23 protein-coding genes and 1 pseudogene are annotated in these 26,448 nt (G+C 69.4%); 17 read left to right on the top strand and 7 right to left on the bottom strand.

Features of this window, described 5'->3' with window-relative positions; all coding sequences use genetic code 11:
- Window positions 1-14: 14 nt before the first annotated feature.
- A complete protein-coding gene (locus EV148_RS04390) occupies window positions 15-2,237 on the bottom strand; it encodes an EAL domain-containing protein (RefSeq protein ID WP_131994128.1) in 2,223 nt (740 codons plus the stop codon).
- 182 nt (window positions 2,238-2,419) lie between these two features.
- Between EV148_RS04390 and EV148_RS04385 the strand changes: the two genes are divergently transcribed.
- Together EV148_RS04385 and EV148_RS04380 are read left to right on the top strand one after the other, a co-directional pair.
- Entirely contained in the window at window positions 2,420-3,019 is a 600-nt protein-coding gene (locus EV148_RS04385) for a hypothetical protein (protein ID WP_131994125.1), read from the top strand.
- Entirely contained in the window at window positions 3,016-3,444 is a 429-nt protein-coding gene (locus EV148_RS04380; protein ID WP_131994122.1) for a YybH family protein, read from the top strand. The genes EV148_RS04385 and EV148_RS04380 overlap by 4 nt, the downstream gene beginning before the upstream one ends.
- 364 nt (window positions 3,445-3,808) lie before the next feature.
- Here the strand turns inward: EV148_RS04380 and EV148_RS04375 are convergent, their stop codons facing one another.
- The 3 genes from EV148_RS04375 to parE form a co-directional block, all read right to left on the bottom strand.
- Window positions 3,809-5,629, bottom strand: coding sequence for a DUF885 domain-containing protein (locus EV148_RS04375; protein WP_131994119.1), 1,821 nt, complete (start codon window positions 5,627-5,629; stop codon window positions 3,809-3,811).
- Window positions 5,630-5,763: 134 nt separating this feature from the next.
- Entirely contained in the window at window positions 5,764-6,858 is a 1,095-nt protein-coding gene (locus EV148_RS04370) for a serine hydrolase domain-containing protein (protein WP_131994116.1), read from the bottom strand.
- A gap of 3 nt (window positions 6,859-6,861) precedes the next feature.
- Window positions 6,862-8,751 carry a DNA topoisomerase IV subunit B gene (gene parE, locus EV148_RS04365; RefSeq protein WP_131994113.1) on the bottom strand — a complete coding sequence of 630 codons (1,890 nt, stop codon included), beginning with the start codon at window positions 8,749-8,751 and terminating at the stop codon, window positions 6,862-6,864.
- A gap of 154 nt (window positions 8,752-8,905) precedes the next feature.
- Between parE and mdtD the strand changes: the two genes are divergently transcribed.
- Window positions 8,906-10,321, top strand: coding sequence for a multidrug transporter subunit MdtD (gene mdtD / locus EV148_RS04360; protein ID WP_131994110.1), 1,416 nt, complete (start codon window positions 8,906-8,908; stop codon window positions 10,319-10,321).
- A gap of 43 nt (window positions 10,322-10,364) precedes the next feature.
- Here the strand turns inward: mdtD and EV148_RS04355 are convergent, their stop codons facing one another.
- Together EV148_RS04355 and EV148_RS04350 are read right to left on the bottom strand one after the other, a co-directional pair.
- Window positions 10,365-11,846, bottom strand: a complete 1,482-nt coding sequence (locus tag EV148_RS04355) for a choice-of-anchor Q domain-containing protein (RefSeq protein WP_131994107.1) — start codon at window positions 11,844-11,846, stop codon at window positions 10,365-10,367.
- A 153-nt stretch (window positions 11,847-11,999) separates the two neighbouring features.
- Window positions 12,000-13,595 carry a right-handed parallel beta-helix repeat-containing protein gene (locus EV148_RS04350; protein ID WP_131994104.1) on the bottom strand — a complete coding sequence of 532 codons (1,596 nt, stop codon included), beginning with the start codon at window positions 13,593-13,595 and terminating at the stop codon, window positions 12,000-12,002.
- 243 nt (window positions 13,596-13,838) lie between these two features.
- On the opposite strand from EV148_RS04350, the gene pyrG reads away from it, so the two are divergent.
- The 9 genes and pseudogenes from pyrG (at window position 13,839) to EV148_RS04300 (ending at window position 21,216) form a co-directional block, all read left to right on the top strand.
- Window positions 13,839-15,512: a CTP synthase gene (gene pyrG, locus EV148_RS04345; RefSeq protein WP_131994101.1), complete on the top strand. Its 1,674-nt coding sequence runs from the start codon at window positions 13,839-13,841 to the stop codon at window positions 15,510-15,512.
- Window positions 15,509-16,342: a 3-deoxy-8-phosphooctulonate synthase gene (kdsA, locus tag EV148_RS04340; RefSeq protein ID WP_131994098.1), complete on the top strand. Its 834-nt coding sequence runs from the start codon at window positions 15,509-15,511 to the stop codon at window positions 16,340-16,342. The genes pyrG and kdsA overlap by 4 nt, the downstream gene beginning before the upstream one ends.
- Before the next feature lie 15 nt (window positions 16,343-16,357).
- On the top strand, window positions 16,358-16,612 hold the full coding sequence (locus EV148_RS04335) for a hypothetical protein (RefSeq protein WP_131994095.1): 255 nt from the start codon (window positions 16,358-16,360) through the stop codon (window positions 16,610-16,612).
- Between the two features lie 20 nt (window positions 16,613-16,632).
- A complete protein-coding gene (gene eno, locus EV148_RS04330; RefSeq protein WP_131994092.1) occupies window positions 16,633-17,928 on the top strand; it encodes a phosphopyruvate hydratase in 1,296 nt (431 codons plus the stop codon).
- Window positions 17,929-17,940: 12 nt separating this feature from the next.
- Window positions 17,941-18,255: a cell division protein FtsB gene (gene ftsB / locus EV148_RS04325; protein ID WP_131994089.1), complete on the top strand. Its 315-nt coding sequence runs from the start codon at window positions 17,941-17,943 to the stop codon at window positions 18,253-18,255.
- On the top strand, window positions 18,245-18,979 hold the full coding sequence (ispD, locus tag EV148_RS04320) for a 2-C-methyl-D-erythritol 4-phosphate cytidylyltransferase (protein ID WP_131994086.1): 735 nt from the start codon (window positions 18,245-18,247) through the stop codon (window positions 18,977-18,979). Before ftsB ends, ispD begins: the two co-directional genes overlap by 11 nt.
- Before the next feature lie 318 nt (window positions 18,980-19,297).
- A pseudogene (gene ispF, locus EV148_RS04310) lies at window positions 19,298-19,765 on the top strand (2-C-methyl-D-erythritol 2,4-cyclodiphosphate synthase); the annotation flags it as partial.
- An 83-nt stretch (window positions 19,766-19,848) separates the two neighbouring features.
- Complete coding sequence (gene truD, locus EV148_RS04305; RefSeq protein WP_131994080.1) at window positions 19,849-20,874, top strand: tRNA pseudouridine(13) synthase TruD; 1,026 nt, start codon at window positions 19,849-19,851, stop codon at window positions 20,872-20,874.
- Between the two features lie 141 nt (window positions 20,875-21,015).
- Window positions 21,016-21,216: a hypothetical protein gene (locus tag EV148_RS04300; RefSeq protein WP_131994077.1), complete on the top strand. Its 201-nt coding sequence runs from the start codon at window positions 21,016-21,018 to the stop codon at window positions 21,214-21,216.
- 223 nt (window positions 21,217-21,439) lie between these two features.
- Here the strand turns inward: EV148_RS04300 and EV148_RS04295 are convergent, their stop codons facing one another.
- Window positions 21,440-22,159, bottom strand: a complete 720-nt coding sequence (locus tag EV148_RS04295; protein WP_310735004.1) for a Smr/MutS family protein — start codon at window positions 22,157-22,159, stop codon at window positions 21,440-21,442.
- 161 nt (window positions 22,160-22,320) lie between these two features.
- On the opposite strand from EV148_RS04295, the gene surE reads away from it, so the two are divergent.
- The 5 genes from surE (at window position 22,321) to EV148_RS04270 (ending at window position 26,408) form a co-directional block, all read left to right on the top strand.
- Window positions 22,321-23,097, top strand: a complete 777-nt coding sequence (surE, locus tag EV148_RS04290) for a 5'/3'-nucleotidase SurE (protein WP_131994074.1) — start codon at window positions 22,321-22,323, stop codon at window positions 23,095-23,097.
- A 3-nt stretch (window positions 23,098-23,100) separates the two neighbouring features.
- Window positions 23,101-23,781 (top strand): protein-L-isoaspartate(D-aspartate) O-methyltransferase, encoded by a 681-nt coding sequence (locus tag EV148_RS04285; RefSeq protein ID WP_131994071.1) that lies wholly within the window; start codon window positions 23,101-23,103, stop codon window positions 23,779-23,781.
- Between the two features lie 70 nt (window positions 23,782-23,851).
- Window positions 23,852-24,457, top strand: coding sequence for a YqaA family protein (locus EV148_RS04280; RefSeq protein WP_131994068.1), 606 nt, complete (start codon window positions 23,852-23,854; stop codon window positions 24,455-24,457).
- A 9-nt stretch (window positions 24,458-24,466) separates the two neighbouring features.
- Entirely contained in the window at window positions 24,467-25,486 is a 1,020-nt protein-coding gene (locus EV148_RS04275; RefSeq protein ID WP_131994065.1) for a peptidoglycan DD-metalloendopeptidase family protein, read from the top strand.
- Window positions 25,487-25,541: 55 nt separating this feature from the next.
- Entirely contained in the window at window positions 25,542-26,408 is an 867-nt protein-coding gene (locus tag EV148_RS04270; RefSeq protein WP_131994062.1) for a sigma-70 family RNA polymerase sigma factor, read from the top strand.
- Window positions 26,409-26,448 lie beyond the last annotated feature (40 nt).

Here is a 26,448-nt window from a genome sequence, read left to right as displayed (position 1 = left end):
GCTCCGCACTCCGCTCAGCCGGTCGTGGCAGCGCCGTTCTTCGCCAGCAGCAATTCGTCGATCGGCCGAGGTCGCGCGAGGTGGAAACCCTGCGCCCAGTCCACGCCCAGTTCGCGCAGCAGCACGAGGGTCTGTTCGTTCTCGACCCACTCGGCCACGGTTTCGGCACCGTAGGCACGCGCGACCGTGACGATAGCGCGGACGGTGGCGAGATCGCGCGCGTCGCGCGCGAGGTCGCGCACGAAGCTGCCGTCGATCTTGATCACGTTCGCCGGAATCTGCTTGAGTCGCTCGAAGGACTGGTAGCCGATGCCGAAGTCGTCGATCGCGATGCAGCAGCCGCGTTCGCGCAAGGCGTCGAGCAGCGCGATCGCGTCGCTCGCATGGGTGATCGCAGCCGTTTCGGTGACCTCGAAGCAGAGCACGCCCGGCGCGACGGCGAAGTCATCGACCAGCGCAAGCAACTCGCGCGCGAAACTCAGCGAGGCCAGCGACTGGCCGCCGAGGTTGACGCTGATCCGGCTGATCGGCACGCGCGCGTCGTCGTGGCGGCGCAACCAGCGGTCCAGCGCGCGCACGACCGCGAGGTCGAGTTCCGCCATGCGGCGATCGTCCTGCAGTTCGCGCAGGAATTCCTCCGGCAGCAGCAGGCGGCCGAATTCGTCCTGCAGGCGACAGAGGATTTCGCCGTGCGCGCCACTGTCCGCGGCGTGGCCGGAGAGGGCGACGAGCGGCTGGCAGTAGAGCTCGATCTCGCCCGCGCGGATGCGCGCGAGTGCATTCGTCGACACCTGCAGCGAGCGGCCGTGCGTCGAAAGCGCCTCGCGCCCGTCGCGCGCACCGGCGTGCAGGGGCCGTAGCTCGCCGCGATCACGCGCTTCCATTGCGGCGTCCGAGGCACGCGCGATGCGCGCGTCGAAGCCTTCGGCGGCCTCGTCCGCGGCGATGCCGAGGTAGGGAAGCACCCGCACCGGTCGCTCGAGCCAGAGGAATTCGCCTTCGTGCAGGCGGCTCAGCACCGCGTCCCACGCGGCGCGCGCGGCGTCGCCATGCAGGTCGCCGTGCAGGACGACGACGAGGTGGCCAGTGCCCACGTCGTAGGTCCGGCCGATGTCGCGCAACAGGTTGGCGATCCAGCGCGACAACTCCGCCTGCGCGCGCAGGCCGAGGCCGGCGAGGATGGACTCGCTGCGGTCGAGCAGGATGAAGCCGAGTGGCGGCAGTGCGTCGCCGGCGCAGCGCCGGCGCAGCGCCGACAGGTTGGGCAGGTCGGACAGCGGATCGTGCAGGCTCGCGCGCTGGTGCCGCTGCGCGGCGGCATCGCGTTCGTATCCGAAGAGCAGCAGGGCGAGCACGAGCCATAGCGCGATCACGCATTCGATCGCGAAGCGCATCAGCAGGGCGGTGTCGAGCAGCGTCTTCGGGCCCGCGTTGCGGGCGAGCGCCCAGACGAACAGGAATTCGGCGAGTACGAGTACCGTCATGCTGAAGCGCAGGCTGCAGCGTTTCGCGGCAAGGACGAGGAGCGCCGCGACGAGCAGGCGATAGTCGGTGAAGGAGGCGAGCAGGGCGTCCGCGATCGGCGAGTCGGCCGGCGCGATGCGCAGCGCGACCGCCGGCGCGCCGATGCCGACGAGCAACAGCGTCCATGGCATCGAAGGCGCGCCGTCGGCAGCCGCGCGTCCGCGGGCCTCGTGCGTGCCGAGCACGATCACCGGCAGGCTCACGACGAGCACGCCGAACAGTTTCGCGAACAGCACCTGCGCGGCCTCGTTCGCCGCGACGACCGGCCCCGCATAAGGACCGACGTACAGGCCCGCGAAAGCCGCGACGGCCGCCGGGTAGGCGAGCATGCCGGCGAGCGCGAAGCCCGGCAGGTCGCGCGCGGCGAACACGAACGGCTGGCGCGTCGGCGGGACGAGCCATCGGGAGGCGGCCCGCAGGCCGGCATAGGTGAGCGCATAGCTGAGTGCGCCGCCGAAGTAGACGACCACGCCACCGCCCTCGATCAGCGCGACGCGCGTCGCCCAGGACGCGAATGCGGCCGCGATGCACACGGCGAGGCTCGCGCGGTCGCGATACAGCATCGCCACCGCGAACAGCCAGCCCGCATGCAAATGGGCGAGCGACCCTTGCGCCGGGATGTCGAAGAACGTGGCGCGATAGGGAACGTCGACCCAGTACAGGGCCGTGCAGACCAGCGCGAGGATCCCCTTGCGTCGCCACTCGCGGCCCATGCGAGCATGCCCCCCTGGCGGATGGCCGATGCCGACCCCCGTCCGGTCGCATCGCGTCCGTGTCACTGTAGTCCCATGCAGGCGGCGATGTAAAACCCGTGGCGCGAACCGTGGCGTGCGGGCGAGGTGGAGCGACTACAATCGCCCGGATGGCCTTCGATGGCCGGACGGAGGTCGTGCCCATGCGTCTCGAACGGATCCTGCTCGGCCGATCCCTGGCCCGCTGGCTCGCCGAACTCGCGCTGGTCACGGCCGGCGTGTTCCTCGCGCTGCTCGCGGACCAGTGGCGCGAGCACCGCGAGCAGCGCCAGCTCGCCGCCGATGCGCTGCGCAACTTCGCCGAGGAGATGCGCGCCAACCGCAAGGCGGTCGCGGACGTGCGTGCCTACCACGAGCAGCTCGCGCGCGACGTTGATGCGTTCCTTGCCGAGGGGGGACCGAAGACGTTGCAGCAGTTCCAGGCCGCGACGCGGTTCCGCGGCGTGCAACCGGTGGTCTTCGAGCACACCGCCTGGGACCTCGCGCTGGCGACGCAGTCGCTGTCCTACCTGCCGCACGACCTCGCCTATGCGATCTCGCTCGTATACACGCGCCAGCAGACGTTCCAGGCCTACGAGAACAGTTTCGCCCAGGGCATGTTCGGTCCGACCACGTTCCAGAGCGACGACACCAGTGCCCTCGCGCGCGCGATGCAGATCTACCTCACCGACGTGAACATCCAGGAGCCGAAGCTCATGCAGGCCTACGACGATGCACTGCCGCGGCTCGGGGAGGCGCCGTGAATGCGCCTGCGGATCCGCTGCGCGAGGTCCTTGCGCGCTACGCGCAGGCCGTGCTCGCCAAGGACGCCGACGCGTTCGCCGCGGCGTACACCGACGACGTGGTGGTCTTCGATGCGTGGGGCACCTGGTCGCTGCGCGGCATCGACGCGTGGCGCTCGGTGGCGGCCGGATGGTTCGCCTCGCTCGGCGATGAACGCGTCGTCGTCGGCGTCGAGGAAGGCGCGTGCACGGCGATGCACGACCTCGCCTTCGGCCATGCGATGCTCACCTACGCGGCGCTATCCCCCGACGGCACGCCACTGCGCTCATTGATGAACCGCGTCACGTACGGACTGCGGCGCGTCGATGGCGAGTGGAAGATCGCGCACGAGCACACGTCCGCGCCGATCGATCACGCGACCGGCAAGGCGATCCTGCATCGCTGACGCGATTGCCGGCGCCGATCGGCCGGCCGGCCCGATTCTCCCCGATTGCAGGCGGCTCCGTGCCGAGCCGCCTGCACGCGGATTGGTCCGCGACGCCGCCACGTCCCCGGCGCGCTTCACAGCGGGCCCGCGCGCGGTCGCCACGGGAAGCCAAGCATGCCCGGGTGCACATTCGAATTGCGTTAGCGCGCGTGCAAACGCTGCCGCTTTCGTCCAGGCCGGAGGCAGGAAGCGGTGCAGCTTGAAACACGGAGCACGGGAAGGCTTCAATCGAATCTTCTCGATCTTCTTTCCCCGGTGTGCCCTGCGTACTCCGTGTTTTCAGGCTCTCGCTCGGGGGAGCGCCCGCGGGCGCGCCGTGGCTTCAGCCGGCCTGCTTCTGCGTGATCCAGTCATTGATCACGCGCTGCAGCAGCGCGAGCGGCAGCGAGCCGTGGGTGAGGACCTGGTCGTGGAATTCGCCCAGATCGAACTTCGCGCCGAGCGCCTGCTTCGCATGCTCGCGCAACTCGAGGATCTTCAGCATGCCGGCCTTGTAGGCGAGTGCCTGGCCCGGGTCGACGAAGTAGCGTTCGACCTCCGAGGTGACCGAACTCTCGGCCATGCCGGTGTTGTCCATCATGTACTGGATCGCCTGCTCGCGCGTCCAGTGCTTGTAATGGATGCCCGAATCGACGACCAGACGCACCGCACGCATCATCTCGTCGCGCAGGCGGCCGAGGTCGTCGAGCGGGTCCTTCTCGAAGCCGAGTTCCCAGGCGAGGCGTTCGGCGTACAGCGCCCAGCCCTCGGCGTACGCAGTGAACGGCAGCACGCGGCGGAAGAACGGGACGCCCTTGAGCTCCTGCGCGATCGAGATCTGGAAATGGTGGCCGGGGATGCCTTCGTGGTAGGCGAGCGTGCGCATGCCCCACTTGGGATTCTCGGTGGTGTCGCGCATGTTGGCGTAGAACGCACCGGGGCGCGTGCCATCGAACGATCCTGGTTCGTAGTACGCACCGGGCGCGGTCTTCTCGGAGAAGGCCGGCACCGGCTTGACCACGACGCCCAGTTCCGGCCGCACGTGGAATGCGGAGCCGAGCCCCGCGTTCACCTCGTCGAGGATCGCCTGGTACCGGGCGAGCATCGCCTGCTTGCCGTCCGGCGTGTTCGGGTAGGTCGCGTCGGCGGCGTGCGCGAGCTGCTGCACGCGCGGGCCGATCGGTCCATCGGCGAGGCCCTGCGCCTTGAGGATCGCGTCCATCTCGGCGGTCACGCGCGCGACTTCGGCGAGGCCGAGCGCGTGCACCTGTTCGGGCGTCATGTCGGTGGTGGTGTGCATGCGCACGCACCACGCGTAGTAGGCGTCGCCGTCGGGCAGGCTCCAGGCGCCGTCGTTGCGCGTGACCTTCGGCTGCAACGCGGCGAAGTGTTCGATCAGGCTGCGATAGGCAGGATACACGCCGTGCTCGATCGAGGTCGCCACGCGCGCGAGCAGCGCGTCGCGGTCCGCGGCCGGGATCGCGTCTTCCGGCAGCTTGTCGAGCTTCTCCTTGAAGCTCGTGTAGAGCATGTGTTCCTCGGGCTGCGACGCGATGAAACCGCGCATCTGCGCAAGCACTTCGTCGATGGTGAACTTCGGCGGCACCACGCCCTTCGCCTCGCGCTCGTTCAGGCCTTCGATGACCTGGGCGAACTTCTGCGGGAACAGGTCGAGCCGCGCGATGTACGCGTCGGCGTCGTGGCGGTTGGCGACCTGGTGCGTCTGCGCCATGAAGTTCGGCAGGCTCGACTGCACGCCGAACATCTGGTTGACCGGGAAGTCGTGGCCGCGGAAGCGGTCGCCTTCGACCTGGATCGCGAGGAAGTACTCGAGCACGTCGTAGGACAGCTGGCCTGCCGGGTCGAGCGCGGAGCGGTCGTAGCGGTGCAGCAGGTCGAGGTCGTCGCGGATCATTCGCGCCATCGCCGCTTCGTGCCGCGGCGAGGCGTCGTCGAGCTTGTCGCTGTAGAAGTCCGCCCATGGCGGCAGGATGCGCAGGCTGCTGAGGAGTTCAGGGCTCTTCAGGGCGAACTGGGCGAACACGCGCCCGTAGAACCAGTCGATCGAATACGGCTTGAAGTACCATACGTGCACGAAAAAGGCGCCGCCGAGCACGAGCACGAGCACGACCAGGCGCAGCAGCCATTTCAACAAGGTGCGCATCACGATTCCTCCCCGGGAAGCGCGCAGCCTAGCGCAGCGCGTACGGCGCAGGGAACGGGTCGAACGGCACCCCGGAGGGGCTGGCGCGTACCCCCGGGGCGGGAGGCGTGCCCAGCCGCCCGACGCCTGCGTGCTCAGTGCGGCACCTCGTCGACGCGTCGGCACGGCGCATGCGAGGCATCGGGCCTGCTCCACTCGGGATGGTCGAACGGCACGTAGTTTTCCCAGTACCACGGGAAGCAGACCGGGCCGAGCGTTGCCTCGATCAGGGAAGGGAAGATCGATTCGCCGTTCGAGCTGTTGCTCATGATCAGCACGCAGTCGCGCGAGCGCGCGAGGCAGAGCGCGAGATTGTTGGTGCCGTCGTCATGGCCGCCCTTGAACCAGGCGGGACCGCGCGGCGATTCGAAACGCGCGATGCCGAGCGCGTACGACAGCGCGATGCCGTCATTGTCGCGGGTGTCCGCCACGCCCATCGTCGGGAACTGCTGCGCCGAGCGGATGCGCACCTGCGGCGCCTGCCACGCCGCATGCGTCGCCGGCGCGAGGCCGTCGCCGCGCACCATGGCGGCGAGCAGTCGCGCGTAGTCGTGGATGGTCGTGTCCATCGAGCCCGCCGCGCGCACGCTGCGGCGCTGCTCGTGGCCGAGCGCCTGGCCGTTCTCGTCGTAGCCGATCGCGACATTGCCGGCGAAATCACCGCGCCAGGTCAGCGAAGTGCGCGTCATGCCGGAACGCGTGAAGAGATGCGTGCCGAGGAAGTCGCCGATGTCGACGCCGCCGCCGTTCTCGAGCGCGAACTGCAACAGGTTGATGCCTTCGCCCGAGTACGCGAAGCGCGCGCCCGGATCGAAGTAGAAGAACAGCTTGCCCTCCGGGTCGTACGGCTTGCCCGGCTGCCAGAAGCGGAAGTTGGCGAAGCCCGAGCGATGGCTCAGCAGGATGCGTGGCGTCAGCATGCGCCAGCGGTCGTCGCCGGCGAGGTCGGCGTACTTCCCGTACTCGGGCAGGGGTTTGGCGAGCATCGCGGCGATCGGACGATCGAGGTCGATGCGACCTTCGTCGGCCATCATCATCACGCCGTAGGCGAACGCGGCCTTGGTCAATGACGCCGCGTACATGACGGTGTCCGTTTCCAGCGGCAGGTGCCGCTGCACGTCACGCTCGCCGTACGCCTTCACGTAGGCGACGCGGCCGTCGCGGATCACCGCGACGGCGATCGAGTGCACGGCTCAGACCTCGAGCGAAGCGAGGTCGCCCTTCGTTTCGAGCCATTCCTTGCGATCGCCCGCGCGCTTCTTCGAGAGCAGCATGTCCATGACCTTCGACGTGCCGTCGTCGGCCTCGATCGTCAGCTGCACGAGGCGGCGCGTGTCGGGGTGGATCGTCGATTCGCGCAGCTGCGACGGATTCATCTCGCCGAGGCCCTTGAAGCGCGTGACGCTGACCGCGCCCTTGATCTTCTCGCGCTGGATCTTCTCGAGCATCGCGTCGCGCTCGGCTTCGTCGAGGCAGTAGAACACCTGCTTGCCGACGTCGACGCGGAACAGCGGTGGCATCGCGACGAACACGTGGCCGTCTCGCACGAGCCTGGGGAAATGGCGCAGGAACAGCGCCGACAGCAGGGTCGCGATGTGCAGGCCGTCGGAGTCGGCGTCGGCCAGGATGACGACCTTGCCGTAGCGCAGGCCCGAGATGTCGTCCTTGCCGGGATCGCAGCCGATCGCGACCGCGAGATCGTGCACTTCCTGCGAGGCGAGCACCGAACCGGACTCGACTTCCCAGGTGTTGAGGATCTTGCCGCGCAGCGGCAGGATCGCCTGGAAGTCCTTGTCGCGCGCCTGCCGCGCCGAACCGCCGGCGGAATCGCCTTCGACGAGGAACAGCTCCGTGCGCGACAGGTCGCTCGACGCGCAGTCGGCGAGCTTGCCGGGCAGGGCCGGGCCCTGCGTGATCTTCTTGCGCACGATCTGCTTCTCGGCCTTGAGCCGCAGGGTCGCGCGCTCGATCGCGAGCTGCGCGATCCTCTCGCCGGTCTCGACGTGCTGGTTGAGGTAGAGCGAGAAGCCGTCGTGCACCGCGTTCTCGACGAAACCGGCGGCGTCGCGCGAGGACAGGCGTTCCTTGGTCTGGCCGGAGAACTGAGGGTCGGTCATCTTCAGCGAGAGCACGAAGCAGAGCCGGTCCCAGACGTCCTCGGGCGCGAGCTTGATGCCGCGCGGCAGCAGGTTCCGGAACTCGCAGAATTCGCGCAGTGCGTTGGTGAGGCCCGAGCGCAGGCCGTTGACGTGCGTGCCGCCCTGCGCGGTCGGGATCAGGTTGACGTAGCTTTCCTGCGTGAGCTCGCCCTCGGGCAGCCACGCGACCGCGAATTCGACCGCGCCGTTGTCGCGCTGGTGGTGGCCGACGTAGAGGTCGGCCGGCAGGTATTCGACCGCGCCGAGCATCGAGCGCAGGTAGTCGCGCAGGCCGTCCTCGTAGTACCACTCGAGCTTCTCGCCGCTCGCCTCGTCGAGGAGGCGCACCGTGAGGCCGGCGCACAGCACGGCCTTCGCGCGCAGCACGTGCTTGAGCCGCGCGAGCGCGATCTTCGGCGAGTCGAAATACTTCGGGTCGGGCCAGAAGCGCACGGTCGTGCCGGTCTGCTTCTTCGGCACGGTGCCGGTCACGCCGAGGTTGCTCGCGCGCTCGCCGTCCCTGAAATCCATGCGATAGACCTGGCCGTCGCGGCGGATCGTGACTTCGACGCGCTGCGACAGCGCGTTGACGACCGACACGCCGACACCGTGCAGGCCGCCGGAGAACTGGTAGTTGCGATTGGAGAACTTGCCGCCCGCGTGCAGGCGCGTGAGGATCAGTTCGACGCCCGGGATGCCTTCCTCGGGGTGGATGTCGACGGGCATGCCGCGGCCGTCGTCGGACACCTCGACCGAGCCGTCCGCATGCACGGTCACGTCGATCGCCTTCGCGTGGCCGGCGAGTGCTTCGTCGACCGAGTTGTCGATGACTTCCTGCGCGAGGTGGTTGGGCCGCGACGTGTCGGTGTACATGCCGGGCCGGCGCTTGACGGGATCCAGGCCGGAAAGGACTTCGATGTCGGCGGCGTTGTAGCGACTGCTCATGCAAAAGGCTCTGGGTACGTGCGTCGGCGCGGCCGGCAGGGTGCCGGCGCGGGTGGTCGCGCCCCGCGGGGCGCATGCAGCAAAACAGCATGGCGAGCGCCGCGCCGGGGGTCAAGCGGGCGGTTCAGCGATCATCGTCTACACTGCGCCGCCGATGACGACCGAATCGACTGCCGCGACGCCGCCCCGCGCCCTGCTGTGGCTCGTCGCGCTCGGCGTGTTCATGCAGATGCTCGATTCGACCATCGTCAACACCGCGCTGCCGGCGATGGCGGCAGGGCTCGGCGAGAGCCCGCTGCGCATGCAGTCGGTGGTCATCGCCTATTCCCTGACGATGGCGATGCTGATCCCCGCCTCGGGCTGGCTCGCCGACCGCTTCGGCACGCGTCGCGTGTTCTTCGTCGCGATCGTGCTGTTCACGTTCGGCTCGCTGCTGTGCGCGCAGTCGCACACGCTGGTGCAACTTGCAGCCTCGCGCGTGGTGCAGGGCCTCGGCGGCGCGATGCTGCTGCCGGTCGGCCGGCTCGCGGTGTTGCGTTCGGTGCCGCGCAAGGACTTCCTCGCCGCGATGAGCTTCGTGACGATCCCTGGCCTCATCGGCCCGCTGATCGGCCCGACCCTCGGCGGCTGGCTGGTCGAGGCGATGTCCTGGCACTGGATCTTCCTCATCAACCTGCCGGTCGGCGTAGTCGCCGCACTCGCGACGTTGCGATTCATGCCCGATGCGCGCAGCGCGGTCGGGCGCTTCGACCTCGGCGGCTACTTCATGTTGTCCTTCAGCATGGTCGCGATCTCGCTCGCGCTCGACGGGCTGACCGAACTCGGCACGCAGCATGCGGGCATGCTCGTGCTGCTGATCTTCGGTCTCGCCAGCTTCGTCGCCTACTGGCTGCACGCGACGCGCAGCCCGCGGCCGCTGTTCCCGCTCGGCCTCTTCGCCGTGCACAGCTACCGCGTCGGCGTGCTCGGCAACCTGTTCGCGCGCCTCGGCAGCGGCAGCATGCCGTTCCTGATCCCGCTGCTGCTGCAGGTCGGCCTCGGCCATTCGCCGATGGAGGCGGGCATGATGATGATCCCGGTCGCGCTCGCCGGGATGGTATCCAAGCGCCTGATCGTGCCGATCGTCAGGGCGTTCGGCTACCGCCGCGTGCTGCTCGTCAATACCGTGCTCGTCGGCGCGGCGATGGCCAGCTTCGCGCTGATCGGCCCGGCGCAGCCGGCCTGGCTGCGCATCGCCCAGCTGGCCGCGTTCGGCATGGTCAACTCGCTGCAGTTCACCGCGATGAACACGGTGACCCTGCGCGATCTCGAAGGTGATCTCGCCAGCGGCGGCAACAGCCTGCTGTCGATGGTGATGATGCTGTCGATGAGCCTCGGCGTCGCGATGGCGAGCGGACTGCTCGCCGCGTTCACCTCGGTGTTCGGCGCGGTGCGCGGCGCCGCGACGCTGCCGGCGTTCCACGCGACCTTCGTCTGCATGGGCCTCGTCACCGCGGTGTCGGCCTGGATCTTCTGGCAGCTCGAGGCGAAGCGGCGGTTCCCGGTGTCGGCGCCGGTCGATCCGCTGTGACACCGCTCCCGCGACGAGGCGTCGCGGGAGCATCGATGCCCGCTCAGCCGTTGAAGCCGTAGCAGAAGATCGAATCGGCGCGGTACTCGTAGGCGCCGATGTCGGTGACGTGGACGAGCGGTCGCCGGCACGGATTCGCATCGATCGTGCGCGCGAAACCCGCGCCGCGCTGGTCGGTTTCGAGCGCGCCTGGATTCGCGCCCGCGTCGATCGCCGGGCTGTCCGCGCCGATCGGATGCACCGGCGTCCAGCCGCCGTGGTACGTGAGCTCGCCGAGCCGTGCGTCGCCTTCGATGTTCGCATTGCCGCTCGACAGCACGCCGATCGCCGGTGACGCTTCGAACAGGTTGTGATCCGCGGCGAGCGTGCTTTCGGGCACGCCGGTCTGGCGGGCGAGGTCCACGCGCAGGTTGGAATCGCCGTGCGTGTTGTGGCTGAACAGCGTGCTCTGCACGGTGACGCGCGTGCTCGTGCCGTTCGCGACCCAGAGCGCCCCGCCCGCATTCGGTGCCGGCGCCGTGGCGGGCGAGGTCGCGTTGTACGCGAACGTGCTGTTGCGCACGGTCAGGTTGCCGCGCGCGACGGCGATGCCGCTGCCGCGACCCGCTTCGTGCTGCGTGCGGTTGGCCGAGAACGTCGAGTTCTCGACGACGTTGTCGACCGCGCCGGCATCGGTCGAGCCGTCGAAGTAGAGGCCGCCGCCTTCGGTCTGGTTGGTGACCGCGTTGCCGACGAAGCTCGAACGCGCGATGCGCAGGCTCTGCATCGTGCCCGCGTGCATGCCGCCGCCGCTGAGCGTGGCGCTGTTGCCCTGGATCAGGCTGTCGGTGATGACGGCACTGATGCCGGGCGAGGCGAGCCGGATGCCGCCGCCGACGAGTTCCGCCGTGTTGTCGAGGACGCGGCTGCGCTGCATCGTCAGCAGGCCGCGATCGAGGTAGAGCGCACCGCCGGATGGCTGGAAGCCGCCGCGCGCCTCATTCGCGTCCAGCGCGACGTCGGCGAGCGTGAGGTTGGCGCCGGAGACGCTCACGGCGCCGCCCTTGCGCGAAGCCTTGTTGGCGGAGAACACGACCCCGCTGATCGCCAGCGACGGCCGCGACGACGAGGAGGCCGGGTTTTCGTAGAACAGCCCGCCTCCGCTGTCGGCGTTCGCCGTGGTCGCGCTGCCACGCGTGATGGTCAGGCCGCTGATCGTCCAGCTGCGTGCTTCGGCGGCCGGGTTGTCGAAACGGAACACGCGGCTGCGGCCGTTCGCGTCGATCGTGAGCCTGGTCGCGCCGGGACCGGTGATCGTGACGCTGGCGCCGACGACGAGTTCGCCGCCGGTGAGGTCGATGGTGCCCGCAAGTCCCGGCGTGAACAGGATGACGTCAGCCTCCGCGGTCGCATTGGCGCGCGCGATCGCGTCGCGCAGGCTGCCGCTGCCGCCGTCGCCGAGATGGTCGACGGTGAAGGTCGCCGAATGCGCCGTCGATGCAGCGGCGAAGGCGATCGCGAAGAGGAGAGGTCGGGTTCGAATCATTGCGTACTCCAGATGGCCGTTACCCGTCGCACGACGGTGTCCAACCCTCTACGCGGGCACGCGCTCGATCCCCCAGCGCGCGATCGCAATGCGCAACATTCGACAAGCGAACGCATCGGCAGGCGTTGGATGCGCCTGCCGACGCGCCGGTAATCAGCGACGCATCTCGTAGCCGGTGGCGAAGATGCGGTCCGCTTCGAACGCGCCGAGGTCGTACGTGCCGAACAGATCCTGCTGGTCGGCATCGAGGCCGCGCGGCGTGTCGTCCATGTCGGGGGACTGGCTCGACACCGGCGCGCCGTCGCACCAGTCGATCGCGACGCTGTCGGCGGGCAGGTGGTAGTCGCCGCGTGCGGCGTCCTGGAACGCGAACGGCATGACCGCGCTGCGCGTCGCGGCGACTTCCTCGTTGCCGCTGTCCTTGAGCACGCAGTCGTACGCCACGGTCGGGAACGCGGCGAGGAAGTCGAAAATCTTCGCGTGGCCCGAGACCAGGCTCGAATAGCCCTTGATGTCGGTGACGATCGCGCCCTGCGCGCCGTCGCCCCAGATCAGGGTGTTCGCGCTCGCGTTGTCGGCGAAGGTCGTGTGCTCGAAGCGCAGCGAGCCACCCGAGGTGTAGATCGTCGGGCAGCCCGATGCGCCCTGGATGCAGCCGTTGCCGACGACGAGGCTCGAATAGATGCGCAGCTGCGAGGCGTCGCCGTAAAGCCAGAATGCCGAACCGCTGGCCGAGGCATTGCCGCGCACGATCGTTTCGTCGACATGCGCCGCGCCGCCATCGCGCACCGACATCGCGCCGCCGCGCTCGGCCGTGTTGCCGGACAGGCGCAGGCATTCGAGTTCGCGCGGGCAGTGGCGGAACGGGCCCTCGCGGAAGCGTGCGAACTGCGCGTAGCCGCCGTTGCCGGCGAACACTCCGCCGCCTTCGGCCGCGGCGTTGTCGCGCACGACCGTGTCGTCGGCGAGCAGCGAGGTGCCGCTGCCGCTCACCATCGCGCCGCCGCCGTAGTTCTCCGCCGTGTTGTTCGCGATGAGGAAGCCGTCGACCGGCGTCGCCGGGTCGTCCAGGGTGCTGCCGACGCTCACGTTGGCGCCGTTGAACAGCGCGATGCCGCCGCCGTTGAGCGCGTCGTTGTCGTGCACGGCGACGTTGTGCGGGCGCACGCGCAGGGTCGCGCCGTCGGCGAAGATGCCGCCGCCGGCGGTGGCGTAGTTGTGGTGCACGTCGATGTTGCGCTCGAATTCCACGATCGCGTTGCCACGCAGCTCGACGCCGCCGCCGAAGCGGTTGTGGTTGTCGTGGATCGCGACGTCGGCGAGCGCGACGAAGGCGTGGCCGGCGATGTTGAGCCCGCCCCAGTCGCCGATCTCACCGCTCAGGCCGCCGCCACTGATGTCGAGGTGCTCGAGCCGCACGTGGATGCCCTCGGCGGTGCCGCCGATCGCGAGCGTCGCCCATTGGCCGGTGCCGACCAGCGCGGTGGTCCCGACCGGGGCCGTCGCGCCGCATGCGGCATGGCCGCCGACGAGGTTGACCGAGGTGCCGATGAAGATGGTCTGGCCCGTGTAGGCCTGGTCGTCGGCGAGGCGGATCGTGTCGACGTCGGGCGTCGCGGCCGCGAGGGCGAGGGCGTCGGCGATCGTATGTGTCGTGCAGGAGGGGCCTGCGCCGACGCTGATCTCGGCCGCGTGCAGGGAACCGGCCGCGGCGAACGCGAGGCCGGACAACAGGAAGAAGAATCGCATCGTGGGGACTCCGTCGTGACCGTCCATGGCGGTCGTCATGCCCCAGAACGAAGCCGTGTACGTGTTCCTATCAGGAAGCCGGTCGCCCCCCGTCGCGGCCATTCGCGGGGCATTCAGCTTCTGGCGGCCGCGGGGCATGCCGCGGCGCCGCTCCGGCGGGTGCGGCGATGCGTACGCGCGGTCGAAGATGCGCGCGAAGGTCTGAGCCACTAGAATACGGGTTTCCGGCAGAAAGCTCCGCCCATGACCCCCCTCATTTTCGTGACCGGCGGCGTGGTGTCCTCGCTTGGCAAGGGCATCGCCGCCGCGTCGCTGGCTGCCATCCTCGAAGCGCGCGGCTTGCGCGTGACGATGATGAAGCTCGACCCCTACATCAACGTCGACCCGGGCACGATGAGCCCGTTCCAGCACGGCGAGGTCTACGTCACCGACGACGGTGCCGAGACCGACCTCGACCTCGGCCACTACGAGCGCTTCGTGCGCACGCGGCTGACCGGCAAGAACTCGATCACGACGGGCAAGATCTACGAGAGCGTGATCGCCAAGGAGCGCCGCGGCGACTACCTCGGCGCGACCGTGCAGGTGATCCCGCACATCACCGACGAGATCAAGCACCGCATCTACGAGGCGACGCAGGGCTACGACGTCGCGCTGGTCGAGATCGGCGGCACCGTCGGCGACATCGAGTCGCTGCCGTTCCTCGAGGCGATCCGCCAGATCCGCATCGAGCACGGCGCCGAGCAGGCGATCTTCATGCACCTCACCCTGGTGCCCTTCATCAAGGCCGCGGGCGAGATCAAGACCAAGCCGACGCAGCATTCGGTGAAGGAACTGCGCTCGATCGGCATCCAGCCGGACGTGCTGCTGTGCCGCTGCGAGCAGCCGCTGCCGCAGAGCGAGCGGCGCAAGATCGCGCTGTTCACCAACGTGCCCGAAAAGGCCGTCATCAGCGCGACCGACGTCGACGTCATCTACCAGTTGCCGATGTGGCTGCACAGCCAGGGCCTGGACGAGATCGTCATCGACAAGCTGCGCCTCGCCGCCAAGCCCGCGGATCTTTCCGCGTGGGAGCGCACGGTCGAGGCGGTCGAGCATCCGCAGGGCGAGGTCACGATCGCGATCGTCGGCAAGTACGTCGAGCACAAGGACGCCTACAAGTCGCTCGGCGAGGCGCTGCGCCACGGCGGCATCAAGCAGAAGACGCGCGTGAACCTGCGCTGGGTCGAGTCCGAGGAGATCGAGCGCAAGGGCGCCGACATGCTCAAGGACGCCGACGGCATCCTCGTGCCGGGCGGCTTCGGCAAGCGCGGCTTCGAAGGCAAGGTCGCCGCGGCGCGCTACGCGCGCGAACACCGCATTCCGTATTTCGGCATCTGCTACGGCATGCATGCGGCGGTAGTCGACTTCGCGCGCAACATCGCGGGCCTGCCGGGCGCGAATTCGAGCGAGAACGACCGCAACTGTTCCGACCCGGTGATCGCGCTGATCACCGAGTGGACGACCAGCGCGGGCGAAGTCGAGAAGCGCGACGAGACTTCCGACAAGGGCGGCACGATGCGCCTCGGCGCGCAGGAATGCCGCCTGAAAGCGGGCACGCTGTCGCGCGAACTCTACGGCCAGGATGTCGTGCGCGAGCGCCATCGCCACCGTTACGAATTCAACAACCGCTACCGCCAGAAATTCGAGGACCTCGGCCTCGTGATCTCCGGCAAGTCGATGGACGACCTGCTCGTCGAGATGGTGGAGCTGCCGAACCACCCGTGGTTCGTCGCCTGCCAGGCGCATCCGGAATTCACCTCGACGCCGCGCGACGGCCATCCGCTGTTCATCGGCTTCGTGCGCGCGGCGCGCGAGCAGAAGGCCGTGCGCGAGGCGCCGCGCCTCGCCGCCGCGGACGCGAAGGAAGCGGTGGCATGAACCTTTGCGGTTTCGAGGTCGGCCTCGACAAACCCCTGTTCCTGATCGCCGGACCCTGCGTGATCGAGTCGATGCAGTTGCAGCTCGACACGGCCGGCAAGCTCAAGGAGATCACCGGCAGGCTCGGCGTGCCCTTCATCTTCAAGTCGAGCTTCGACAAGGCGAACCGCACCTCCGGCACGAGCTTTCGCGGCCCGGGGCTCGAGAAGGGGCTGGAGGTGCTCGCCGAAGTGAAGCGCCAGATCGGCGTGCCCGTGCTCACCGACGTTCACGAGTACACGCCGATGGCCGAAGTCGCGAGCGTCGTCGACGTGCTGCAGACGCCGGCGTTCCTCTGCCGCCAGACCGACTTCATCCAGAACGTCGCGAGCGCCGGCAAGCCGGTCAACATCAAGAAGGGCCAGTTCCTCTCGCCGTGGGAGATGAAGCACGTCGCGGCGAAGGCGAAGGCGACCGGCAACGGGCAGATCATGGTCTGCGAGCGCGGCGCGAGCTTCGGATACAACAACCTCGTCTCCGACATGCGTTCCTTGAGCGTGATGCGCGACACCGGCTGCCCGGTCGTGTTCGACGCGACGCATTCGGTGCAGCTGCCGGGCGGCGCCGACGGCAAGTCGGGCGGCCAGCGCGAGTTCGTGCCCGTACTGTCGCGCGCCGCGGTCGCGGTCGGCGTCGCCGGCATCTTCATGGAAACGCACCCGGACCCGGACAAGGCGCTCAGCGACGGGCCGAATGCGTGGCCGCTCGGCAGGATGGAAGCCCTGCTCGAGACGCTGGTCGAACTCGACCGCATCGGCAAGCGCAACGGTTTCCTCGAAGCGAATCCGTAAGCCAGGGGGACTGCGATGCAGGACGAACAGGTCGTCGAGCTCCTGCGCGAAATCCGCGACGGCCAACGCGAGCAACTGGCCGCGTATCGCGAACTGGGCGGGCGCCTGGCCGCGGAGGCGGAGCAGGCGCGGCTGGCGCAGGAGGAGGCCATCCGGACGCAAGCTGCCGCTTACGCGCTGCAGCGCAGGACGGCACTGATCTACCGTTTCGTGGTTTCGGCGACGGTGTTGTTCGCCGCGTTCTTCCTCTGGAAATTCACCCAATCCTAGACCTTGGATCTTCCCGCCCCATGACTACGATCGTCTCCATCCACGCCCGCGAGATCCTCGATTCGCGCGGCAACCCGACCCTCGAAGCCGAAGTCACGCTCGCCGATGGTTCGTTCGGCCGTGCCGCGGTGCCGTCCGGCGCATCGACCGGTTCGCGCGAAGCCGTCGAGCTGCGCGACGGCGACAAGGCGCGCTACCTCGGCAAGGGCGTGCGCAATGCGGTCGGCAACGTCAACACGACGATCGCCTCTGCGCTGAAGGGCTTCGATGCGGACGACCAGCGTGGTCTCGACGAGAAGCTCATCGCGCTCGATGGCTCGCCGAACAAGGGCAAGCTCGGCGCGAACGCGCTGCTCGGCGTGTCGCTCGCGAATGCGCACGCGGTCGCGGCGTCGAAGAAGTTGCCGCTGTGGAAGCACCTCGCCGGCGACCGGGCCGCGCGCTTGCCCGTACCGATGATGAACATCATCAACGGCGGCGCGCACGCGGACAACAACGTCGACATGCAGGAATTCATGATCCTCCCGGTCGGCCTGCCGAGCTTCTCGGAAGGCCTGCGCGCGGGCACCGAGATCTTCCACGCGTTGAAGTCGGTGCTGAAGGGACGTGGCCTCAACACCGCGGTCGGCGACGAGGGCGGCTTCGCGCCGAACCTCCGGTCGAACGAGGAGGCGATCGAGACGATCCTCGAAGCGATCGCCAAGGCCGGCTACACGGTCGGCGCGGACATCTTCCTCGGCCTCGATGTCGCCAGCTCCGAGTTTTACAAGGACGGCGCCTACCATCTCGAAGGCGAAGGCAAGGTGCTGAGTGCGGACCAGCTGATCGAGTTCTACGCGGGCTGGTGCGCGAAGTACCCGATCGTCACGATCGAGGACGGCATGGCCGAGGGCGACTGGGACGGCTGGAAGCGCCTTACCGAGCGCCTCGGCAAGCGCGTGCAACTGGTCGGCGACGACCTGTTCGTCACCAACACGTCGATCTTCAAGCAAGGCATCGACAAGCAGATCGCCAACGCGATCCTCATCAAGGTCAACCAGATCGGCACGCTGACCGAGACGCTCGATGCGATCGCGATGGCCGATGCGGCGAAGTACGCCTCGATCATCTCGCACCGTTCGGGCGAGACCGAGGACACGACGATCGCCGACCTCTCGGTGTCGACCGCGGCGACCCAGATCAAGACCGGTTCGCTGTGCCGCTCCGATCGCGTCGCCAAGTACAACCAGCTGCTGCGCATCGAGGAGGCGCTCGGCTCCACCGCCCGCTACGCCGGCAAGGACGCGTTCCCGAACCTGCCCGACTTCGGCCGCTGAGGTTCCGCACGCGTGCTGCGCTGGGTCGCCCTCGTCCTCGTGGTCGTGCTGATCGCGCTGCAGGTTCGCCTGTGGACGGGGCAGGGCGGCCTGCGCGACGTGTGGCGCCTGCAGCAGCGCGTGGCCGAACAGAAGGCGGAGAACGATCGCCTGAAGAAGCGCAACGAGACGCTGTCGGCCGAAGTCGAGGACCTCAAGCACGGCGAGGAAGCGATCGAGGAGCGCGCGCGCGCCGAGCTCGGCCTGCTGAAGCCCGGCGAGACGTTCTACCAGGTCGTCGAGCCGGCCGCTGCGGATCGCGACGACGCGGACGCGCATGGCCATTGAGCGCTCGTGGTGCGTGGTGCCGGCGGCCGGGCGCGGCGCGCGCTTCGGCGCCGATCGCCCGAAGCAGTACGTCGCGCTCGCCGGGCGTCCATTGATCGAGTGGACGCTCGATCGCCTTGCCGCGACGCCGTGCATCGCCGGCATCGTCGTCGTGCTCGCTGCCGGCGATACCGGATGGCGGGCGCGCGAGCGCATCGGCGACACGCCGTTGCTGACCGCAACCGGTGCCGGCGAACGCAGCGGTTCGGTGCTCGCGGGCTTGCGTGCGCTGCCACGCGAGGTCGGCGACGACGCCTTCGTACTCGTGCATGACGCGGCGCGCCCGTGCGTGCGCAGCGACGACATCGCGCGCCTGGTCGAACACGGCGCCGCCGCCGGCGGCGGCCTGCTCGCCGCACCCGTGCGCGACACGCTCAAGCGTGCCGACGGCGAAACGCGTGTCGCCGCGACCGAGCCGCGCGAGGCACGCTGGCGCGCGCTCACGCCGCAGCTGTTCCGCCGCGGCGAACTCGTCGCCGCGCTCGAACGCGCGCAAGCCGAAGGCATCACGATCACGGACGAGTCGATGGCAATGGAACGCGCCGGCCACCGCCCGCTGCTGGTCGAGGGCGCGGAGAGCAACATCAAGGTGACGACGCCGGCGGACCTGGCGTTGGCGGAGTATCTGTTGAGTAGGGAATGGGGAATGGGGAATGGGGAATGGGGAATGGGGAATGGGGAATAGGGAATAGGGAATGGGGAATGGGGAATGGGGAATGGGGAATAGGAGAAGCGGGCTTGGTCCGCTTGCACGGTTGAGGCCGAGCTGTAACCTCCATCCCATTCCCAAGGGAATAGGGAGTAGGGAGTAGGGAGTAGGGAGTAGGAAGAGCGGGCTGGGTCGGCTTGCGCGGTCGAGGCCGCGCTGTAACCTCCATCCCATTCCCCATCCCATTCCCATTCCAATCTCCATTCCCCATTCCCCATTCCCCATTCCCCATTCCCCATTCCCATTCATTCCCATTCCCATTCATTCCCATTCCCATTCATTCCCATTCCCATCATGCGCATCGGCCAAGGCATCGACGTCCACGCATTCGGACCGGGTGACCACGTCACCCTCGCTGGCGTGCGCGTGCCGCACACGCAGGGCGTCGTCGCGCATTCGGACGGTGACGTGGTCATCCACGCGCTCTGCGATGCGCTGCTCGGCGCGCTCGCGCTCGGCGACATCGGTCATCATTTCCCGCCGAGCGACCCGCGCTGGAAGGACGTCGACAGCCGGCATTTCCTGCTGCGCTGCATGGCGCTCGCGATCGAGCGCGGCTATGCGCTGTCGAATGCGGACATCACGGTCGTGTGCGAGCGGCCGAAAGTCGCTCCGCACGTCGAGGCGATGCGGCGCAACCTCGCGGCCGACCTCGGCTGTGCGGTCGGCGACGTGAGCGTGAAGGCGACCACCAGCGAGAAGCTCGGCTTCACCGGCCGCGGCGAAGGCATCGCCGCATTCGCGGTCGTGCTGCTGCACCGCCATCGTGCGTCCGCGACCGTCGCGCCGCCCGATGCGCCCGCGCTCGAAACCTTCGCGCGCCGCCTCGAGCCGGACGAGCTCGAGTGAGCGGGGTCTTGCCGTACGCGCACGGCGGCCCGCCGGCGACCGGCCTGCTGCGCAGCGAGCCGGCCGATTTCCAGGTCGACGAACAGCTCGGCTTCGAGCCGAGCGGCAGCGGCGAGCACGCGTTCATCGTGATCGAGAAGACCGGTGCGAACACCGAGTGGGTCGCGCGCGAACTCGCGCGGGTGGCCGGCGTCGCTCCGCTCGCGGTCGGTTTCGCCGGGCTAAAGGACCGGCATGCGGTCACGCGGCAGGCTTTCACTGTGCAACTCGCGGGACGCGTCGATCCGGACTGGTCCTCGCTCGCGATCGACGGCGTGCGCGTGGTGTGGGCCACGCGCCACAACCGCAAGCTCAAGCGTGGTGCGCATCGTGGCAACCGCTTCCGCATCGTGCTGCGCGACGTGCGCGGCGACCGCGATGCGATCGGGCAGCGTCTCGCCACGATCGCCGCGCGCGGCGTGCCGAACTATTTCGGCGAACAGCGCTTCGGCCGCGACGGCGGCAACCTCGCCCTCGCAGCGCGCCTGTTCGCGGGCGAACGCATGCCGCGCGAGCGTCGCGGCATCGCATTGTCGGCGGCGCGCTCGGAGCTGTTCAACGCGGTGCTCGCCGCTCGCGTCGAACGCGGCGACTGGGACCAGGCGATCGACGGCGAGGTGTGGATGCTCGACGGCACGCACGCGATCTTCGGTCCCGAGCCCTGGACCGACGACCTCGCGCGCCGCCTCGCTGCCGGCGACATCCATCCGACCGGCCCGCTTTGGGGTCGGGGTGAGCTGCGTCCGACCGGCGCCGTCGCCGCGCTCGAGCGCGCGGCGATCGCCCCGTTCGGAACGTTCGCCGACGGACTGGAACGCGCCGGCCTCGAGCAGGAACGACGGGCGCTGCGCCTGCGCGCGACCGGCCTGGCCCACACATGGGAGGCGCCCGACCGCCTCGTGGTCGAATTCGGCCTCGGCGCGGGCAGCTTCGCCACGACCGTGTTGCGGGAAGTGTGCGACTGGCGTGCCGCGATGGCGTGATGCGACGAACCGAGCATTCCGCACGGCGGGACACGTGCCTGGCGCGCGGATCGGGCGTATCGTGAAGCCGCGATCGCGGCGATCGGCGCCGCGGTCGCGGCATCCGAAGCGGAGGTTGTCATGCGATCGCTGGCGATTGGAGTGGCAGTACTGCTTTGCACGGGCCTGTCGGCGTGCGCCGGCAGCGGCGGCCGCAACGGCGTCGCGCGCAGTTCGTACGACGGCGACATCGACTACGGCAAGGTCATCGCGGTGAACCAGTGGGCGCTGCGCCGCCACGCGACCGTGATGTGGGTGAACTACCCGACACGCCCGGAGCGCCTCGCGCGCAACGACGGCTAGCGCCCGGCGTCGCCGCGATCCACCCCCGCGCTCCCGCCATGCCGCGCCGCGCGCTGGCTCATCGTCATCGCGGCGGCACGCGCGTTGCGCGTACCGCCCTACGGGCATGCGTGGGCGCATGGCGAACGTGTGGGCGGCGCATGTGTGGCCCATCGCGTCAACGCGGCGGCAGCGGCCCCCTCGGCGAGATGCGGTCGGCGGCACGCGCTCCGCACGTACCGCCTCAGAGGCCTTGCAGGAGGACGATCACGGCGCCGGTGCCACCCTGGGCGGGGCGCGCCGAGGTGAAGGCGAGCACGTCGGCGCGCCGGCGCAGCAAGGTGTCGGTGAGCTGCTTGAGCACGGGGCCGTGCGCCTTCGAGCGCAGGCCCTTGCCGTGCACGATGCGCACGCACAGTTCGTCGTGGCGGCGGCAGTCGTCGAGGAACTCGCGGATCGCCTCGCGCGCGACCGCGACGCTCATTTCGTGCAGGTCGATCTCCGCGCGCACGCTGAACTGGCCACGCCGCAGTTTCTGCAGCAGGTTCGCCGGCTGCCCCGGCTTCAAGTAGCTGATCGCCTCGCCGAGCTCGATCGCGCCTGGATCGATCGCATGCGTGAGCAGCTCGCCGCGCACGCTCGCCTCGTCGCGTTCGGCCTGCAGCGGCTCCGGTGCCGGCCGCGGCCGTGTCGGCTCGGCCACCGCCGGTTCCTCCAGGCGCCGCACGTCACCGATCGCTTCGCGGAACAGGCGCGCGTCGTCGTCGGCGACGGCGTCTTCGCCCGGCGAGCGGGCTTCGTCCGCGTGGCGGCGCATCGCGTCGCGCACGCGTGCCGACCACGGCCTGGCGTCGCCGCGGCTCAACGGCGCCGGCCTGCGGCGTGTTCGCTCGAGCGCCGCGGGATGGCGGCCGCTGTCCAGCCGGTGGAGCTCGCGTGCGCGTTCATGCGGGGTTCGTTGCATCGGCCATCGCTTCGGAGGGTACCGACGCGGGTGCGCAGCGACAACCGGCCGCTTCGGCCGCCGCGTCTGCGGCCATGGGCACGATCCGCTATCATTTGCGCTTCCCCGAGAACGTTTCCGCTGGTGTGCGCCATGCGCGCTGGCGCAGCGCAGGAAGCCGCATGCGAGTCCTGGTTTCAAACGATGATGGCGTCGACGCACCGGGCATCAACGTGCTCGCGCAGCGCCTCGGCGTGGTCGGCGAAGTCACCGTCGTCGCACCCGATCGCGACCGTTCGGGCGCGAGCAACTCGCTGACCCTCGATGCGCCGATCCGTGCGCTGCGCCTCGACGAGCGCCGCTGGCGCGTCGCCGGGACGCCGACCGATTGCGTGCACCTCGCCCTGTCCGGCCTGCTCGAGCGCGAGCCGGACATCGTCGTCTCCGGCATCAACAACGCGGCCAATCTCGGCGACGACGTGATCTATTCGGGCACCGTGTCGGCGGCGATGGAAGGGCGCTTCCTCGGCCTCCCCGCGATCGCGGTGTCGCTCGTCACGAAGGACCACAAGGGCACGCATTTCGACAGCGCCGCCGAGGCGGTCCTGTTGCTCATGCGGCGCCTGCTCGTCGATCCGCTGCCGGCCGACACGATCCTCAACGTCAACGTGCCGGACCGGCCTTGGCACGAGATCCGCGGACTCGCGGTCACGCGCCTCGGGCGGCGCCACCGCTCGGCGCCCTGCATCGCGCAGAACGATCCGCGTGGCCGGCCGATCTACTGGATCGGCCCGCCGGGCGAAGCCGCTGACGACGGACCGGGCACCGACTTCAATGCGGTGCGCGACGGCTACGTCTCGATCACGCCGATCCACGTCGACCTCACGCGCTTCCAGGCGCTGGAAAAGGTGAGCGGCTGGGTCGCCGCGCTGCAACCCGACATGGCCGGAGCGGCCTGAGCGATGAGTCCGCTGTTCTCGCGCCAGGACCCTTCGTCGCGCGGCCTCGGCATGACCTCGCAGCGCGCGCGCGATCGCCTCGTCGACCGCCTCGTCGCCGAGGGCATCCGCGACCGGCGCGTGCTCGACGTCATGCGCCAGCTGCCGCGCCACCTGTTCATCGACGAAGCGCTCGCGTCGCGCGCGTACGAGGACACTGCGCTGCCGATCGGCCAGGGCCAGACGATCTCGCAGCCGTGGGTCGTCGCGCGCATGACCGAAGCGCTCATCGAAGCGAAGCTGCCGCGCCGCGTGCTCGAGATCGGCACCGGCTCGGGTTACCAGTGCGCGGTGCTCGCCGCGCTGGTCGAGCAGGTCCACACGGTCGAGCGCATCGACGAACTGCTGCGCAATGCGCGGCGCCGCTTCCGCAAGCTCGGCCTTTCCAACATCCGTTCCCGGCATGACGACGGCCGGCTCGGCTGGCCGGACGAAGCGCCGTTCGACGCGATCATCGTGACCGCCGCGGGCGCCGCGCTGGAACCGGCGCTGCTCGCCCAGCTCGCGACCGACGGCTGCCTCGTCGCGCCGGTCGGACCATCCGGACGACAGGGCCTGTTGCGCGTGCGGCACGGCGACGGGGGCTTCGTTTCGGAGAACCTCGGTGCAGTCAGCTTCGTGCCGCTGCTCGGTGGTGTCGGATGAGGTGCCCGACGACGTCGACCCGGGAAATCGCAGGGATGATGATCCTTCCGGACGCCGCCAGGGCCCGCGCATGAAGCTGTTCCGACCGCTCTACGAGCGCGCGCTGGTCTGGGCGTCGCATCCGCATGCCGAGCGCTATCTCGGCGTGCTGAGTTTCATCGAGGCGATCATCTTCCCGATCGCGCCGGAAATCATGCTCGCGCCGATGGTGCTGGCGAAGCCGCAGCGCTGGGCCCGCTATGCGGGCGTGAGCCTCGCCTGCTCGATGGTCGGCGCGCTCGTCGCCTACGCGCTCGGCCACTACGCATTCGACGCAATGCGTCCCCTGTTCGCGTGGCTCGGCTGGCTGCCGAAGATCGATGCGCTCGTCGCCGAATTGCGCACCCAGCTCGGCGCGCATCCGTGGCAGGCGTTCTGGATGCTCGTCGCGGCGGGTTTCATCCCGGTGCCGCTGAAGATCTTCACCTGGGCCTCGGGCATCGTCGGCATGCCGCTGCTGCCGTTCATCGGCGGCATGGTGGTCGGGCGCGGCAAGCGCGTGTTCCTGCTCGCCGGAGCCATCCGCCTCGGCGGCAAGCGGGCCGAGGAACTGCTGCACCGCTGGATCGAATGGATCGGCTGGGCCATCGTCGTGCTGCTCGTCGCCCTTGTCGTCTACCTGAAGTTTATTCGGTAACATATTGGCATGCCGAGATATTCAAGCGGAGTGTACACGCCGCACGGAGCCCTGGGCCTGATCCTGGCCACGCTCCTCGCCGGGTGCGCATCGACCGGTCCGGCACCGGTCGAGGACCGCAGCGTCGGCGGTCCGCCGCCGCGGCGCGAGCCCGCGCCGCCGAAACCCGTGGCCAGCGGCAGCTATCGCGTGCAGCGCGGCGACACGCTCTACAGCATCGCGTTCCGCCATGGCGTCGACTACCGCGACCTCGCGGAATGGAACGGCATCGGCGCGCCGTACACGATCTATGCCGGCCAGGACCTGCGCACGAGCGCGCCACGCCGCGCCGCTTCGCCCGCGATCGCCGCGACGCCCGCGGCACCGCGCGCATCGACGGCGGCGCGCGCGGCGTCGCCGAAGACGTCGGCCAGCGACGTCCCCAAGCCGGGTGCATTCGAACCGCTCGCGGCGACGCCTGCGCCGGCGCCGGCTGCGCCGACGCCCGCGCCGGCACCCACGGCGACGCCGGCCAAGGGTACGCCCGGCACCACGCCGGCACCCTCGACCCCGTCAGGCGCGCCGACGGTCGCATCGACGGCGGCTGCGGCTGGCAATGCGGCGGCGGCGCCGAAGCCGGCCCCGCCACCCGCACCCGAACCTGCGCTGCCCGCGGGCGAAGTCAGCTGGCGCTGGCCCGCCGATGGCGTCGTCGTCGGCACCTATGCCGCCGGCGACCCGACGCGCCAGGGCATCGACATCGCCGGCAAGGCCGGCGATCCGGTACGCGCAGCGGCGGACGGTGCGGTCGTCTACAGCGGCAACGGCCTCATCGGTTACGGCGAACTCATCATCATCAAGCATAGCCCGAGCTTCCTCTCCGCCTATGGCCACAACCGCAAGCGCCTGGTCAAGGAAGGCGACCGCGTGAAGGCGGGGCAGGTCATCGCGGAGATGGGTTCGAGCAGCGCCAGCCGCGATTCGCTCCATTTCGAGATCCGCCGCAACGGCAAGCCGGCGAATCCGACCGACTTCCTGCCGCGGCGTTGAACGCCATGCGCCGGCGTGACGCAAGCAGCCCCGGCGGCGCTAAGCTGCGCCGGTGATGCCCGACGCTCCCGATCCCCGTGCGCAGGACGAGATCCTCGACCTCGTCGATGCGATCGAGCCGCAGGACGAGGAGGCGCGCAGTTCCGCCAGCGCCTACCTCGGCGAGATCGGCTACATCGAACTGCTCGGCGCGCGCGAGGAATGGGCGCTGGCCGAGCGCGTGCAGGCCGGTGACGCCGACGCGCGCCGGCGCCTCATCGAAGCGAACCTGCGGCTCGTCGTCAGCGTCGCGCGGCCCTACGTCGGCCGCGGCGTGCCGCTGATGGACCTCATCGCCGAAGGCAACCTCGGCCTCATCCGCGCGGTCGGCAAGTTCGATCCCGCGCGCAAGCTGCGCTTTTCCACCTATGCGGTCTGGTGGATCCGCGAGGCGGTGCAGTCGGCCGTGATGCACCAGGGCCGCACCGTGCGCCTGCCCGTGCACGTGCTGCGCGAACTCGCCCAGGTGCTGCGCGCGGAACGCGAACTCGCCGCGCGCATCGGCGCCGCGCCGAGCCTCGAGCAGATCGCCGACGTCGTCGGCAAGAGCGTTCAGGACGTCGCCGAATTGTTCCGCGTGAGCGAACGCGTCGACTCGCTCGATGCACTCGATGCGGGCGAGCGCGCGCTGATCGGCACGATCCAGGACGGCGAGGACGGTACCAACGAGCCGGCCGGCGCGATCGGCAGCGAGCGCCTCGCCGAGCTCGTCGGCCGCCTCAACGAGCGCCAGCGACTCGTGCTGCAGCGCCGCTTCGGCCTCGACGGCACGCCGGTGCAGTCGCTCGCCGATATCGGCCGTGACCTCGGCATCTCGCGCGAGCGCGCACGGCAGATCCAGGAAGAAGGCCTGAAGCGGCTGCGCAAGCTGGCGGCGCAGTAGGCGAGCGATCGCACGCGTGCACGCGCACCCAGTCCGCGGG

Origin of the sequence: Dokdonella fugitiva, from assembly GCF_004342425.1 — a bacterium.
Classification (GTDB): Bacteria; Pseudomonadota; Gammaproteobacteria; order Xanthomonadales; family Rhodanobacteraceae; genus Dokdonella_A; species Dokdonella_A fugitiva.
Note: the sequence above shows the minus strand (reverse complement) of the source record. Positions and strands in the feature narration are given on the sequence as shown.